This is a genomic window from Saccharospirillum sp. (genome assembly GCF_039982735.1).
GTDB lineage: Bacteria > Pseudomonadota > Gammaproteobacteria > Pseudomonadales > Natronospirillaceae > Saccharospirillum.
Map to the genome: position 1 here is coordinate 62,075 of NZ_JBDWXV010000020.1, position 14,457 is coordinate 76,531.

The window sequence follows — 14,457 nt, forward strand, 5'->3', positions numbered from 1 at the left end:
AGTCGTATTCCTTCCTTATAGCGGCGCGTAGGCGATGGGGTCGCCTTCTTTGACGTTGAGGGCCTCGGCGACGTTTTCGGGTATGCGAATGGTCTCGCCAATGCCGTCTACCAGGGTGCCAATGGTGCAGCGGAAATCGCTCAGTGAACGATTGCTGATCAGGTATTTCAGCCCGCCGACCACATCGCTCGGCCGCGCTTTTTTGTGGCGCACCTGCTTGAGCGTGAACAGATTGTTTAGCTCGCCGGTAAGCACCGGTCCACCGTCGAACGGGTCGATAAAGACGGTTTTACTGAAACCTTCACGGTAGAACAACTGGCAGGCGCGATTAGCCGCTTCATGATTCTGGCCAATGTTGCCCTGCGCCACTTCCGGCAGCAGCGGTACATAAATCGGGTGCTGTGGAATCAGTTCCGACATAAAGGTTTTGCTTTTCACGCTGCAGTAGTAATCGGCTGTATTAAAGTCGATGCCAAAGAAGTGTCGGCCAACCGCATCCCAGAACGGGCATTCACCCTTGTCGTCGAATATGCCCTGAATCTCTATAATCACTTCGCGGTGAAACCGCTCAGGCAGACAGGCCATAAACAGCAGCCGCGCGCGTGACAGCAAATCAAATGCATCGGAGTTTTTATGGTCCGGGTCGATGGCAAATGAGCGCAACAGCGTTTTGCCGGTCAGCTCATGCGACAGAAACAAGACCGGTACCTTGGAACTGACATCGAGGTGATGCGAGGCGTGAACCACAGCATCCATCCGGTAATTAAAAAACGGATAACCGCCGCCGGCTTCGGTATCGATTCCCGATGTGCCCATCAGCTTTTGGTTGTCGGTGTCTTCCAGCACAAACAGAAACGACGCCGGGCCATCCTGGTCGATGCCACTTTTAAAGGCGTCGTCGGACTGGCCGATTTTCTCCGACAGCTTATCCCTGTCTTTTGGCAGGGTTGTCACGCGGGCATCGGTGGCATTCAGCAATCGTTCGATGCTGGTCAGGTCCACGAAGTTACTCGGGCGAACAACGAGCATGGTGCGTCCTCTCACAAAGGGCCATTAACAGGCCCCGGTCATTCAGTGTGGCCGAACACTTCGGCCTGAATATTCTACTCAGGCTTCGGAAGCCCTGGCGGGGTCCGCGCCGGCTACCGGTAATACCTCTGCGAGGTCGGCGTGAACCCATCCATGGGGCCTAGACCGCAGCATCCCTGCTGCGGACTCCCTCGCAGAGGTATCACCGGCACCCGTCGCTTGCATCGCGCAAGTGTCGAAGCTCGAGATTTAATTCAGTTCTTTAGCTAACCAGCTTTGCAACGGCATTCTCAAAACGTGCCAGGCCTTCGTCGATGTCTTCATCCGGGATGATCAGAGACGGGGTGAAGCGCAATACATTTGGCCCCGCAATCAGCATCATCAGGCCTTCATCCAAAGCGGCACCGAGAAAATCCTTGGCGCGACCGGCCCAGTCTTCGGTCAGCTCTGCGCCGAGCAACAAGCCCATGCCGCGCACTTCCTTGAAGATGTGGTACTGGTCGTTGATCTTCTGCAGGCCATCACGGAACCGTTGTGATTTGGTTTCAACGGCATCCAGTACGCCCGGTTTGGTGATTTCATTGATCACCGCCAGCGATACCGCACATGCCAGCGGGTTGCCGCCGTAAGTTGAACCGTGAGTGCCGATGCCCAGGCTTTCTGCGCACTTGTCGGTCGTCAGCATGGCGCCAATCGGGAAGCCGCCGCCGAGCGCTTTGGCGGTAGACAGAATGTCGGGTGTGACGCCGTATTTCTGGTAGGCGTAGAGTTCGCCGGTACGGCCAACACCGCTTTGTACTTCGTCGAAGATCAGCAGGGCGTTGTGCTTGTCGCACAGGGCGCGCACGCCTTCGAGGTATTCTTTCTTGCCTGGGGTAACGCCGCCCTCACCCTGAATCGGCTCGATGATGACGGCCGCCGTATTGTCGGAGATCTGGGCGGCCATGGCGTCCAGGTCGTTGTAAGGTACGTGGCTGATGCCACCCGGCGTAGGCTCAAAGCCTTCCTTGTACTTGGGCTGGCCACCGACCGATACGGTGAACAGGGTGCGGCCATGGAAGGAGCTCAGAGTGGAGATGATCTCGTTTTTCTGGGGGCCATACTTTAGGAAGGCGTGACGACGGCCCAGCTTCAGGGCGGCTTCGTTCGCTTCGGCGCCGCTGTTGCAGAAAAAGACTTTGTCGGCAAAGGTCAGCTCGGTCAGGCGTTTTGCCAGGGCAATGGCCGGTTCGTTGGTCATCACGTTGGCCAGGTGCCAGAGGTTCTGGCCCTGTGTCGTCAGTGCTTCTACCAGTGCAGGGTGGGCGTGGCCCAGGGCGTTTACGGCAATGCCGCCGGCGAAGTCGATGAATTCGCGGCCGTCCTGATCCCAGACGCGCGAGCCTTTGCCCTTGACGGGAATGATTTTGCCCGGGGCGTAGTTCGGGACCATGACGTCATCAAATTGTGCTCTGGTAATATCGCTCATCTCGATTTCCACTGGTTTGGGCTGGCGCCGTCTGTGTTGGGCGGTGCAACCGGTTATCGGGTCCGTTCTGTCTGCCGACTGTGCAGAGTCAGCGGGAACGCTATGGTGACTATCATAGAGAAAGTCGGGGCTAAAAGGTTACGGGGGTGCGACACGAGGTTATATCGTCCGAACTGCTCTGGTGCCTGTCGGACAGCCGGGTACGTCTACTGGGGGCACGCTGCAAATACCTCCCTGTAAGCTCGGAGACCGCATCCATGCGGTCTAACGGCCCCCAGTAGACGCACCCGGCTGTCCTTGGATGCTCAGTGGTTAAATAACCACGAAGTTCTGATTCTTTTTGTTGAACTGACAAGATTATTTATCAATGGACATCTTCTGATGCAGGCTTCGGTCTTCCGATGGGGTAAGACCGTACTGGTTGCGATAGGCCGTAGAAAAGTGGGCGCCGGAAGAGAAGCCGCAGCTCAGGCCTATCTCCGCAATGCTTTCCGAGCAGGAAAGCAGCTTGTTCCGGGCTTTTTCCAGCCGGATCTGCAGGTAATAGCGGCTTGGCACGGCGTTCAGGTGCTTTTTGAACAGTCGTTCCAGCTGGCGACGGCTGATTTTGACGTGAAAGGCGATGTCGTCAGTGGTCAGTGGTTCTTCAATGTTGGCATCCATCAGCTCCAGCGCTTCAGCCAGCTTGGGTTGTTCGGCGCGGGTGCGCTCGCTCAGTTGTTGCGGCACGGTGTCGGATGGAATACCGAGGCGTTCGTTGACGAAATGGCGGGAAACAGCTTCGGCGGTTTCGGCGCTGATGTTGCGGGCGATCCACATCAGTATCATGTCCAGGCTTGAGCTGCCGCCCCGGCAGGTGAGCCGGTCGCGGTCAATGCAGAATTGTTCGGAAGCCAGCAGGATGGATTTGTGTTCTTTCAACAGCTCGTCGTAGCTCAGCCAGTGCACCACGGCCCGGTAACCGTTCACCAGGCCCAGCCGGGCCAGTACGTAGGTGCCGGAGGCGAGCCCGCCCAGGGAACAGCGTGTGGGCACTGCCCGCAGAAAGTCATCCAGCCCCGGCGTGGCAGGGTGGCGCGCCGGTGAGGTGCCGGCGACGACCCAGACATCGGCGTCCGGAGCGTCGTCCAGGTTGAAATCGGTGTCCATGCGGTTGCCGAGGCTGGAAAACGTTTTATTGCCGGACAGCGCCACGGTAAAGGTGCTGAAGGCGTCTTCGCCAGTCAGTTCGTTGCACACCAGCAGAGGTTCCATGGCGGATACGTAGGCCATAGAGGAGTATCCGGGCAGTAAGATAAAACCAATGCGTTGTGTCACCTGTTACTCTCCGCGGTGGGGCGTTGTTGTATGGAAAACAAAGGTACTGATTAAACCGTCGGTCAACGATCAAAGGTGCCTTTTTTGAGGGTTTCCCCGTCGGCCAGGCACCAGTCGCCCTTGGCCATTACGCGCCGCAGCGCCAGGGTGTCTTTATCCAGCAGCAGCAGATCGGCGTCGCAGCCGGGAGCCAGTCGGCCTTTTCTGGGCAGTTTCAAGACTCGGGCCGGGTTGGCAGTAACTGCTTTCAGTGCGGTGCTGTGGTGTATGCCTTCTTCAAGTACGGCATCGCGGTATTCGTTCAGCATGGCATCCATGGCACCGACCTTCAGGCTTTCCAGTATACCTTCCTTATTGAAATGAGGCAGGCTGGCGTGTCCATCGGTACTGAAGGTCAGGCGGTCTTCATCGGCGCCCCGGTCCAGGGCGTATTTCAGGGCATGGGCGCATTTGATTTCGCCGGCGTCCAGAATCTCGGGCGTATGGCTGGCGGTGAAGTCGATGCTGCCGCCGCCTTTGATGAAGCGCAGGCCGTCTTGCAGCAGTTCGGGCGACCGATTCATGTGCGTTGGGTAGTATTGGCTGAGGGGTATGTTCGACTGGTTGGCGACATCGAACAACAACGACAGCTGTTCGCTGGCCTCGCCGACGTGAATGCTGACGATCCCTGCCTTGCCACTGAGCAAGCCGCCGACCCGGGCCTCAGCGCCAATGCGCGCCAGTTCCTGCCAGCTAGGCTGACTGCCACGGTGGTCTGCTATCGCGACTTCGCCGACACCCACAAACCGCTCGATCAGCATAATGTCTTGCTGGATGCTTCCGGTAAGCGTTCGCACCGGTACCTGGTAAGAGCCTGTGTGGCAAACCACGGTGAGGCCTTCGGCTTCGAGTCCGGCGGCCTTGGCGAGCAGGTCGGGCAGTGTTCGGGAGATGGCGTCTGTGCCCAGAACGCCGGTAACGGTGGTCACGCCCCCGCCAATCGCGTCGCTGAACGTCATGGCCGGGGTGCGGGTGTGAAAGCCGCCTTCGCCGCCGCCACCGGTGATGTGAGTGAGGGTGTCGACCAGGCCGGGCGTCAAGTATTGGCCCCGGGCGTCGATAACCTCTATATCAACGGTGCCCGACAGGTTCAGATCTGTGCCGATGGCGATGATGGAGCCAGCGGCGATCAGTACGTCCTGAATGCCCAGGTCTTCCGGTGCCAGAAGGTGGGCGCCACGGATCAAAGTCAGCATATCGAGTCGGTGTCCTGTCCTGAATGTTTTTGTAGGAATGTGTCGGGCCATCATACGTGGCTGCCGCTCTTGCACCAAGGCAAGGCAGTGCCACAGGCCGCAATGATGAAAACGAGGCGCCTGTTTTTAAAGCTATACTGAGATTCATTAATATACCCCGCGCCCTCAGGCTGGCGTGCCATTGGAGTTGAACGATGTCCCTAATTGCCAAGGCCAACCCCCGTAACTGGACGCTGTTTGTGCGCACGCAGCTGCTGGTGGGCGTGTTGGTCATATTGTTGCTGCTCGGTTTTGCCTTTGTGATGGCCGGTGTTCAGGATCTGGTGGCGCAAAGCGAGAGCCAGGCCGACCTGGTAGACGAACAGCGCACCACGCTCACCCGCCAAAGTGAGGTATTGCAGCAGCAAAAACGCCAGCTTGAACAACAACAGGTAGCACTGGCAGACCAGTTGCAAGCGGTACAGGTGCAGCAGCAAACGGCGGTTGCGCTGGAACGCTACCCGGCCTTCTTGTTCTGGCGCCTGGCTTCTACGGCCTCGCTGTCTTCCACCGATATTGGCGAAGGTGACCGGGCTGAGGTGCAACTGCGCGACGCGGTGCAGGCCCTGGGGGAGCTGGATGAGGAGCTGGCCGAGGCCATTGATGTGTTCCTGCTCGATCTGGATGACTTCAACAGCAACATTGAGCGCGCGCTGGAAGCCTTCGAACAGGGTAATGCCGAGCAAGGCCAACGCATTGTGCAGAGCACCCAGAGTAACTTCATTTCAATGAACACCATGATGGAAGTGGTGGCCATGCTCTCATCTGAAGCGGTGGTCGCGGCCAACAGCAGCGTGACCGATGCACTGAGCAGCCTGGAAACGTCTGTGTTGGATGTTGAACGCGCAGCGGCCGGAGTGGCCGACGGCAGTGAAACCCTGATAGCGGGTATTGAAACCATGGTCGATCGGGGCCGTTCCACCCAGCGTCAGGGGTGGCTGACGGCGGCGGTGGTGAGCGTGCTGTTTATTGTGGTCGGCTTTATTCTATCCCGCTCGGTCAGCCAGCCCGTGCTGCAACTCGAAAAAGCCATTAAACGCATTGATGAAACCGCCGACTTGACCCAGCGAGTGCACCTGAAGCGCCGCGACGAGGTGGGCCGCATTGCCAAGAGTTTCAACAACATGCTGACCAGCTTCAGCAGCATTGTTCAGGATGTGCGCAGCAGCGCCGAGTCAATGGCTGAAAAAGTCTCGGAGAATTCACAGGCCAATGAATCCATCCGTCAGATACTCGACCGTTTGAATACCGAGGTAGATCTGGTCGCCGCCGCCATCAACGAGCTGTCAGCCACCGTGCGCGGCATTAATGAACACACCACGGAAGCGGCCAACCGTGCCATGGATGTAGAAGCTGCCTGCCGCAACAGCAGCGACCAAGCCGTCGCCAGCGGCGAGCAGGTAACGGCCCTGGAGCAGGAGATTCGCACCGCCTCCGGCAACCTGAACGCCCTGGCCGACCGCACCAAAGACATTCACGCCATGGTCGATGTGATTCATGGCGTTTCCGAGCAAACCAACCTGCTGGCCCTTAACGCTGCCATTGAGGCTGCGCGCGCTGGCGAGCAGGGTCGGGGCTTTGCCGTCGTGGCCGATGAAGTACGTACTTTGGCGCAAAAAACCGAGCAATCTTCCGAAGAGATTAAAACGATGGTGGCGCACTTTTCCAACGAAGTGAACACCACCGTGGCGGCCATGCAACGTGCCGTGGAATCCGCCGCCTCGGCCGGTACGCTCAGTGCCAGCGCCGGCGAGGCGATGCGTTCAGTGGTAACGGTAGTGGGCGACATTCGCGCCACCAACGAACACATTTCCCAGGCGACGCAGGAACAGGCTGAAGCAACCGACTCCATCGACAACAGCGTAACGAGCATTGCAACCCTGATTGCTCAGGTAGCGGAACAGGCCCAGCAAACCGTCGCTGGTGTGCGCACCATGGCCGAAGACGCCGAGCGCCTGCGCGAACAGGCCGATCGTTTCAAAGTTTGATAGGTGTAGGGGGTGTCAGCCAGCCTTGACCAAAGCCCGCATATCCGGCGCGTGGGCGCGGTCTGAAAAGACCCCGTTCACGCCCTTATCCAGCAGGCGCTGGAAGGTAATAGGGTCGTTCACTGTGTAGCAATACAGGGGGTACTGAGCCCGAATCTCCGCTGCCAGTTCAGCCGTGAGTGTTTCGAAATCGGTATGAATGCTGTAGGGCGTAAAGTCAGCCAGGCTTTCGGCCCATTGCTCCGTTACCCCTTCATACAAAGCGCCCAGCGCCCAGTTTGGCTTCTGCTGTGCAACCCGGGCAAGCGCGGTATGATCGAAACTGGAAATAACCAGCCGCTCTCCATTGTGCAACGCATCCAACCCTCGGGTTGCAACCACCGCATCGACCAACGGCGCCACTGGCAAATCCGGGTTTACTTTAATTTCCAGGTTAAGCCCCAGCCCCAGGGTCTTCACCAGATCCAGCGCTTCTTCCAGAAACAATAAAGGTTCACCGGCAAACACGGGCGAAAACCAGGTGCCCGCATCCACCTTCATCAGTGCCTCCCGGTCCATATTACTGATCCGCTCCGCCCGACCGCCAAACCGTTCAAGGGTCTCATCGTGCATCATCACCAGGCTGCCATCCCCGGCCTGGGTAACATCCAGCTCCACCCACTTGATGCCAAGCGACTTGCAGCGTTTCAGGCCAATGGCTGTATTCTCGGGGGCTTCACTCGCAACGCCCCGGTGACCTATTAGAGCTGGCATTAGATATGGCATGACGTGGGCCCTCGTGGCGGAAAGTTGATTGGGGGCTATTTTCCTCTTCTGGTAGGATGGTGCAAGAGTGAGTTGCTCAGGGGCTCACCAACAACGCTCTCTTTTCTTTAATGTGAGTATAGACTCTGAGGGCCAGATAAGATTTGAACTCGTGGAAACATCATCAGCAATGCAATCGATAATGCATACTCACCGTACGCAACAGGCAGACAGAATTATCATCATTCTATAGGAATGGTGGGTTTTTGATGCGTTCGTGATTGATCAAACCCGCCCAAGAGGCGGGTTTTTTGTGTCTGCCTCATGGGTTTAGTCTCATTTAATGGAGGTAGAATGAAGAAGATAGCCGTTTTCGGTAAACCGGGTAGTGGTAAGTCCATCTTAAGCAAGCGTCTGGCACTCGCTACAGGAGTTGCGTTGTATCCATTGGATTCAATTCTATATGAAAGCAATGGAAGCCTGGTCGATCGGCAAGTTTACGAAGACAAACATGAATCGATACTGACGTCAGAGCACTGGCTCATTGATGGCTTTGGACCCATCGAGTCATTCTATCGTCGGTTGCACATGGCGGATACATTGGTCTACATCGATTTGCCCTATTTTGTCAGCTATTGGCTGGTGACAAAGCGTTGTTTGAAAGGCTTGGTTGTAAGACCGGAAGGCTGGCCTGAAGGGAGTTCAGTGTTAAAGGGAACCCTGGAAAGCTATAGAGTATTAACACAATGCCCAAGGTTCTGGAATGATGGGTTTGTCAGCAAGCTGGAAGGTATGTCGGTAGTTAAATCGCTGTATGTTATTCGGTCCGTTTCTGAGCTGAATCGTTTTGTTGAACAGCATGTCGAGTCTGTTTAACAGACACAGGGTTGGAGATTATAGTGATCGAGTGTTATTGATCTCGCATTATTGACACTGGAGGCTGACTGGAGCAATAGGCTCCCTGGTCAGCTCCCACTCAATGCCTGGACGATGCAGGCGGTACTGTGACCGCTTGGTTTTTCAGTTGTAGGATGTACCGGTAGAGATGGTGAGTCATTTTATCCGTTGCCATAAAGCTCAGCCAAAGCACACCGAGTAGGTCGGGGGAGAGTTGTTACTCAAGCACGGCCAGATTAACGTGCGTTTTAACAGCCGTTCCGGGTTTGCCCCTGAGTGTTCCCTTTGTGTGCTGAAGGCTCCCACCCGAGGTAAAGACGGCAAGGGTGGGAGTACAGATGGTGGTTCCTAGTTCAGAGTTCTTTCTCGACAACGGTTTGGATGTTGTGAGCCCGATCGTCGATCTGGTCTACGTTGAAGATCGGTGAGTGATTTAACGTCAAAACGCCGTTTTTGAACGTAGCAAAACGATCAGAGTTGTGGTTATCGCTGTAATTCTGGATAACGACTTTTTTGAGCCCTTCCTGAACGGCTTCCTGTGCAAAATCTTCCGAGCACATTTCCTTCAGCGCTTTGATCAAAGGGTGAAAGTAAACCTTGGGCCAGGTTTCATCAAAAAGGTGTGAGTACTTTTCAACTTGTAATGTTTCCCAGTTCACTTCAACGTCTACTTCGAAGCCCGCTTCCTTGTCGATCTGCTTTTTCAGAGATTCGAAACGGTTGTTCTGAAACTCACGCGCGGCTTTCTTTTCTGCTAAACCCATTACTTGCTCCTTCTTAACGTCACCTGGTTATTGGCCAGGTATAAAAAACGGCCTTTCTCAACCATTGAGGAAGCGCCGAACTTAAAGAACCCGTTCAAACAAGACTTTCAGTTTATCGGCGAGTTGTGCCTGTGTGCCCGAACTGGCCCGGTAATCGTATTGGACCCGAAGGGCTGATTCCGCTCTTTTTATGGAGATCAACTGCGCTTCGTTATTCACGATGTGGATAGTACTGAGGGTGGCGACCATCTGAAGACCAAACTCGTCCTGACTGGTTTTGGCAATGAGGTCGATTAGTTTGTCGACCATGTTCTTGACCCGGGTCTCGGAAGCCTCGTCTTCGATGTCTGCCTGATCGAGAGAAAGCTCAAGTGTTAACCCATAGTTTGTCTTGAGCATGGTCTGCTGTGTAAGCAAATAGTCGTCAAAATCAAAGCCATAGGGTGCACTTGAGGTAGTCTGACTGGAGGGTTTGGCGCTGGTAAGGTGTTCCAGATGTGCTTCTGCCTGATGCAGCATAAATGACACGATATCGTTCAGCGCAAGTACGCTGAGGGAAATATCTTTGCCCCTCTTGCCATCGGACTGCAGGCCGATCAGGCCTCGTTCTGCCGACACGGATAAGACGGTGCCCGTATGCGAATGACCAAACTTGTCGTAAAGGGTAACGACGACGTTGTCGGAGGTCGGGAGCAGTTTTTCGATCAACTGCCGGGGTGGTGAAAGAATAAGGGATTTCAACACTGTCTGGGTCCATCCAGGGTGAGTTGCATTTGTCAGTATGTCGCTGTCAGCCGTCCGCTGAATTTCTTCCGGCACTAAAAGTCTGTTGCTATTACGCAAGCGCAACACACAAACGGCACGGGCGAAATCAGTGAATAACAGCGGATGCTGTTTGGTCGGTAACGGGTGGCGAATACGTCCTTGGCGGTTTTTTCCATCAGCATTGCGACGAATGTCGCATGCTGTCAATTGAGATCGAAGATATCAGCAGAATTTTTTTCGTACAAACCGGTGTGATTGAATTTGTGATCGAGTAGACAAATGTTCAATTGATGGCGTTTGATGATCCTGTATATAAACCATGACATCAATGAGCACATTCGGCGCGACGTGGTCATTGTTTGAACTGGAATGTTTTATTGGTTTTCGATGTCAGTACATGGTCTCGCCATTGGCCATTGATGAACAAATAGTCTTTGGCAAACCCTTCCCGTTCGAACCCGAGCTTTTCGAGTATTCGGCCGCTTGCGGTGTTCCAGGGTTGGTAGTTGGCCATTATCCGGTGCAGGCGCAACCGATTGAAGGCGTGTCGTACCACCGCATCGACGGCTTCTGTCATTAAGCCCTGGCCAGTGTGATGCTCCGCTATCTTGTAGCCCAGATGCGCGGCCTGGAACACACCGCGCACCAGATTGCTCAGGCTGACATCCAGAATCAGCTCGCCTTCGAGCAAGCCATAGAACCGGTAGGACCGATCGTTTTTCCAGAGCGTGGTTTCCGCTTTCAGGCGTTGCCGGCAGATACGGAGAGACTCTGGCAATGTGCCGCCTGCTTGGGCAAAATGGTCAGCGTTTTGTAAGTGAAAGTCGAGCAGTACCGGGGCTTTGATGACCTCGGGGCTTACCAGAACGAGGCGCTCTGTGGTTAACATGGCGCTGCCTCGTGTGTTGAGCCGGTTTTGGATTCGGGTGTTTGGATGTCACGGTAAGTCACGTCGGCACTCATTCTCTTGTTAACCTGGATCGGGGCCTGTTGTCATGCCATGAGCGCCCCGGTTAAAACGTTCATGATCATTCATTGCCAAAGAAAGCGAGTCAAGAGCCCATGTGGAATACACCCGATTTATGTGATGACAACCCCGATGACGTACTTGTCCTCGAACCGCTGTTTCAAAACTTTGGTGGCAAACCGGCGTTTTTTGGCCAGGTGGTGACGGTCAAGTGCTTTGAAGATAACTCCCGCGTTAAAGAGCTGGCCGGTACCGATGGCGATGGCAAGGTGATGGTGGTCGATGGGGGTGCGTCGTTGGCCAAAGCCCTGATCGGTGACCAGATTGCGCTCGATGCCGTTAATCACGGCTGGCAGGGCGTCGTCATCAACGGCTGCGCACGCGACATTCACGAACTGCAGCGCATGCCCATTGGTGTGCGGGCCCTGGCCAGCATTCCGGTGAAGACCGAAAAGAAAGGTCTGGGCGATGTCGATGTACCGGTCACCTTTGCGGGTCAGACGATCGAGCCGGGAATGTACCTCTATGCCGATGAAACCGGCATCGTGGTCAGCAAAAGGCAGCTGTTCTGATGATTGTCTGGCACCTGGAAATGCGCTCGCCCGAGGCAGTGACCGGCAAGCGTTTGGAACACGCGGATACCGTGCTGGCTGAAGCTGAAATTCGCCAGGCGGCGTTTAACCGGTTTTTGTACCAGCTGGTCGGCGAAGACTGGGACTGGACCCAAAAGAACAGCTGGTCGCTCGAGCAGTGGCAAGCCCAGGTTGAACGCCCGGAAGTCCGCACCTGGGTGCTCTACCTGAAGGGCAGCCCGGCGGGCTATGTAGAGATGGTGCGTCAGCCACTGATCGACGGCGAGGGCCACCAGATCGAGATAGAGAACTTTGGTCTGTCGCGACCCTTCATCGGCCAGGGTCTGGGCAGTGGCTTTCTGACCGAGGCACTGCACCTGGCCTGGGCGTTCGCTGATGAACGGGGCAATCTGCCAAAACGAGTCTGGCTACATACTTGCTCGGGTGATCACCCCAATGCGCGCGCCAATTACGAAGCGCGCGGGTTTCAGTTGTTTAAGACGGTTGATGAAGGCTAGGGTGCTTCCCGCCTTGCCATTTGCTGCTGCAACCAGAGCCCCGCGATGATCAGGCCGAGGCCGCCGAACGTCATCAATTGCAGGGGTTCGCCAAGCACGAAGTGGATCAGGAACAGGCTGATAAAGGGTGAGAGGAAGATCAGCGTGCCGATGCGGCTGGCGTTGTTGGTGTAGTGCATCGCCAATTGCCAGAAAACAAAGGTGACGCCCATTTCAAACACGCCCACATAGGCTAGGGCCGCCCAGGGTTGCCAGCTGTTCATGGCGGGGAAGCCGTCGGTAGCCAGCATCCAGATCAGGAGTAATGGCAGGGCGTAGCTGAAGTTCTGGAACAGGCCAATGATCGGCGGTCGGGGGTCGCGTGCGTTCAGTAGCCAGTAGCCGGCCCAGAGCAGGGTGGAAAACAACGCCAGAAAAAGCCCGAAACCATCGAGTGTGCCCGAGATGTTTTTGCCAGCCAGCGAGATGAACACCACACCGGAATAACCCAGCAACATGCCGATCAGATCCCAGCGGGTCAGTTTATGACCGAGAAAGGGGACAGAGAGCAGCCCAAGGGTGATCGCCCAGGTGTAGTTCACCGGTTGGGCGACCTGAGCAGGCAGGCGGTCGTAGGCTTCGAACAGAACGGCGTAATAGAGTACCGGGTTGACCAGCCCGAGCCGAAAGGCCGCATTGCGATCAGACCAGAACCGCTGCAGGGCCTGGCGCAGTTCACCCCGAACCCGCAACGTAGCCGCCAGAGCGATCACCGAAAACACTGAAGCGCCGAACATTAGCTGACTGACGGTGACAAACCCCAGAGCAACTTTGAATGCCGTGGCGACAGTTGACCAGAGCAGTACAGCAGCGAGTGCATAACACAGCGCCCGGGTTTCAGATGACATCACTTGCTCGCCAGTAGCCTAAAATGAGCGGGCTAGGCTAGCGACTGGTGCTGGGTGAGTAAAGCTTAAAACTGCAACTCCACATACCAGCCGCCGGAGAGGCTGTCGAACTGGGTGACATCGTCGCGCAATTTCCAGGTCAGCATCCAGCCCAGGTTGAGGCCTTCGTTGTTGGTTTTCAGGTTTACGGACGCCTGGAAGTAATCTTCCGCTTCGTAGCTGCGGGACGTGCAGGCGGCACAGCCCGGGTCGAGATTGGCGGTTGAGTAGGGCTGGGCATCAACGTAGTGAAGCATGTTTTCCAGTGTGACTGAGCGGTTGTCGAACACGCGATAACCAATGCCGACGCCGCGAATGTCGTAACGGTCGCCGGCGTTATGAACGTTACCGCGTGAATCGGCGATGCCGGCTCGTTCATCGCCCCAGAAGGCCGAGACACCAATGCGGTTATCGACCCAAAGTCCCACGCCCCAGCGGCGAGCGCTGAGTGCCAGTTCATCTTCACTGGCGCTGTCGTTGCCATCCCAAACGTAGAACAGAGTAACGTCCAGGTTATCCATTGGGCCAGGCTTGGCTGGCTTGGCGCGGGTCAGTTCACCTTGGGTGCCTGTGGGTTCAGGGGCTGGTGTCGAGTCAGTGTCTTGCTGCTCGGGGGCGACCCGAATGAAGTAGAAGGTGCCGTCCATGGTCAGCGTCAGGTCCGACTGGTCGTAGTCGAATGTCTGGCTGCCTTCGAACCCGTCTGATTCCAGTGCCAATTCGTCGTCTGACAAGCCTTCACGCTGTAACAGCCGGTTCAGCAGCGCCTCACCAGCCTCGGTTTCAATCTGCTCGCGGCACGCTTCACCTCGACGGCTGGCCCGGCAATCGGCCTGGTACCGGCCTTCTATGGATTCCAGACCACCCAAACGCAACGGGTCTTCACGGATGCTGTCTGGCTGGGGCTGCTCTGCTGTTAGCGCCTGGCGTTCAAGCCAGAAGGTCTCGACCTGACATTCAAAACGCTCGTCTTCTGTGGTGCCTAGCCGTTCATCGGTACGGCTGACCAGCTCCAGACGGTCTGTGTCGCCAGTGCCCAGTTGTGCCCGGGCATCATCTTCAGCCTGTTCAAATGCAAGGCGGCAGGCGGCGGATTGGGTGTCGGCAAAGGCCGTGCTGATAACACTGACCGGTTCGGGCCGGGTCTCGCTCCAGGCCCAGGGGGTCATGGCCAGCATTAAAACGAAAGCGGTGGCGCGCATGTCGGTGTCTCCTTGTCGCCCGGCGG

Annotated in this window: 14 protein-coding genes; 4 read left to right on the top strand and 10 right to left on the bottom strand. The window is 56.2% G+C overall.

The annotated features are described in order from the left end of the window. Positions 1 to 15 precede the first annotated feature (15 nt). The 4 genes from ABJT94_RS17430 to iadA all read right to left on the bottom strand — a co-directional run bounded on the left by ABJT94_RS17430 (position 16) and on the right by iadA (position 5,049). On the bottom strand, positions 16 to 1,029 hold the full coding sequence (locus tag ABJT94_RS17430) for an arginine N-succinyltransferase (RefSeq protein ID WP_348477401.1): 1,014 nt from the start codon (positions 1,027 to 1,029) through the stop codon (positions 16 to 18). Positions 1,030 to 1,291: 262 nt separating this feature from the next. Further along, a complete protein-coding gene (locus ABJT94_RS17435) occupies positions 1,292 to 2,497 on the bottom strand; it encodes an aspartate aminotransferase family protein (protein WP_348477400.1) in 1,206 nt (401 codons plus the stop codon). A 357-nt stretch (positions 2,498 to 2,854) separates the two neighbouring features. Further along, positions 2,855 to 3,769, bottom strand: a complete 915-nt coding sequence (locus ABJT94_RS17440; protein WP_348477398.1) for a GlxA family transcriptional regulator — start codon at positions 3,767 to 3,769, stop codon at positions 2,855 to 2,857. A 107-nt stretch (positions 3,770 to 3,876) separates the two neighbouring features. After that, positions 3,877 to 5,049, bottom strand: a complete 1,173-nt coding sequence (iadA, locus tag ABJT94_RS17445) for a beta-aspartyl-peptidase (protein ID WP_348477397.1) — start codon at positions 5,047 to 5,049, stop codon at positions 3,877 to 3,879. Positions 5,050 to 5,243: 194 nt separating this feature from the next. On the opposite strand from iadA, the gene ABJT94_RS17450 reads away from it, so the two are divergent. Further along, positions 5,244 to 7,076: a methyl-accepting chemotaxis protein gene (locus tag ABJT94_RS17450; RefSeq protein WP_348477396.1), complete on the top strand. Its 1,833-nt coding sequence runs from the start codon at positions 5,244 to 5,246 to the stop codon at positions 7,074 to 7,076. A gap of 15 nt (positions 7,077 to 7,091) precedes the next feature. On the opposite strand, the gene ABJT94_RS17455 is transcribed toward ABJT94_RS17450, so the two are convergent. After that, a complete protein-coding gene (locus ABJT94_RS17455; RefSeq protein ID WP_348483231.1) occupies positions 7,092 to 7,841 on the bottom strand; it encodes a glycerophosphodiester phosphodiesterase family protein in 750 nt (249 codons plus the stop codon). Positions 7,842 to 8,174: 333 nt separating this feature from the next. Between ABJT94_RS17455 and ABJT94_RS17460 the strand changes: the two genes are divergently transcribed. Then, positions 8,175 to 8,696: an adenylate kinase gene (locus ABJT94_RS17460; protein ID WP_348477393.1), complete on the top strand. Its 522-nt coding sequence runs from the start codon at positions 8,175 to 8,177 to the stop codon at positions 8,694 to 8,696. Positions 8,697 to 9,070: 374 nt separating this feature from the next. On the opposite strand, the gene ABJT94_RS17465 is transcribed toward ABJT94_RS17460, so the two are convergent. The 3 genes from ABJT94_RS17465 to ABJT94_RS17475 all read right to left on the bottom strand — a co-directional run bounded on the left by ABJT94_RS17465 (position 9,071) and on the right by ABJT94_RS17475 (position 11,135). Further along, positions 9,071 to 9,481: a hypothetical protein gene (locus ABJT94_RS17465; protein ID WP_127556772.1), complete on the bottom strand. Its 411-nt coding sequence runs from the start codon at positions 9,479 to 9,481 to the stop codon at positions 9,071 to 9,073. 81 nt (positions 9,482 to 9,562) lie between these two features. Next, a complete protein-coding gene (locus ABJT94_RS17470; protein WP_348477392.1) occupies positions 9,563 to 10,453 on the bottom strand; it encodes a hypothetical protein in 891 nt (296 codons plus the stop codon). 145 nt (positions 10,454 to 10,598) lie between these two features. After that, on the bottom strand, positions 10,599 to 11,135 hold the full coding sequence (locus ABJT94_RS17475) for a GNAT family N-acetyltransferase (protein ID WP_348477391.1): 537 nt from the start codon (positions 11,133 to 11,135) through the stop codon (positions 10,599 to 10,601). A 173-nt stretch (positions 11,136 to 11,308) separates the two neighbouring features. Between ABJT94_RS17475 and rraA the strand changes: the two genes are divergently transcribed. Continuing rightward, the gene (rraA, locus tag ABJT94_RS17480; RefSeq protein ID WP_348477390.1) at positions 11,309 to 11,785 is read left to right on the top strand and encodes a ribonuclease E activity regulator RraA; all 477 of its coding nucleotides are present in this window, start codon (positions 11,309 to 11,311) and stop codon (positions 11,783 to 11,785) included. Further along, positions 11,785 to 12,303 (top strand): GNAT family N-acetyltransferase, encoded by a 519-nt coding sequence (locus tag ABJT94_RS17485; RefSeq protein ID WP_348477389.1) that lies wholly within the window; start codon positions 11,785 to 11,787, stop codon positions 12,301 to 12,303. Before rraA ends, ABJT94_RS17485 begins: the two co-directional genes overlap by 1 nt. Here the strand turns inward: ABJT94_RS17485 and ABJT94_RS17490 are convergent. Together ABJT94_RS17490 and ABJT94_RS17495 are read right to left on the bottom strand one after the other, a co-directional pair. Beyond that, entirely contained in the window at positions 12,300 to 13,190 is an 891-nt protein-coding gene (locus ABJT94_RS17490; RefSeq protein ID WP_348477387.1) for a DMT family transporter, read from the bottom strand. The two genes, ABJT94_RS17485 and ABJT94_RS17490, sit on opposite strands and share 4 nt — an antisense overlap. Positions 13,191 to 13,255: 65 nt before the next feature. Continuing rightward, on the bottom strand, positions 13,256 to 14,431 hold the full coding sequence (locus tag ABJT94_RS17495) for a hypothetical protein (protein WP_348477386.1): 1,176 nt from the start codon (positions 14,429 to 14,431) through the stop codon (positions 13,256 to 13,258). Between the last annotated feature and the right edge of the window lie 26 nt (positions 14,432 to 14,457).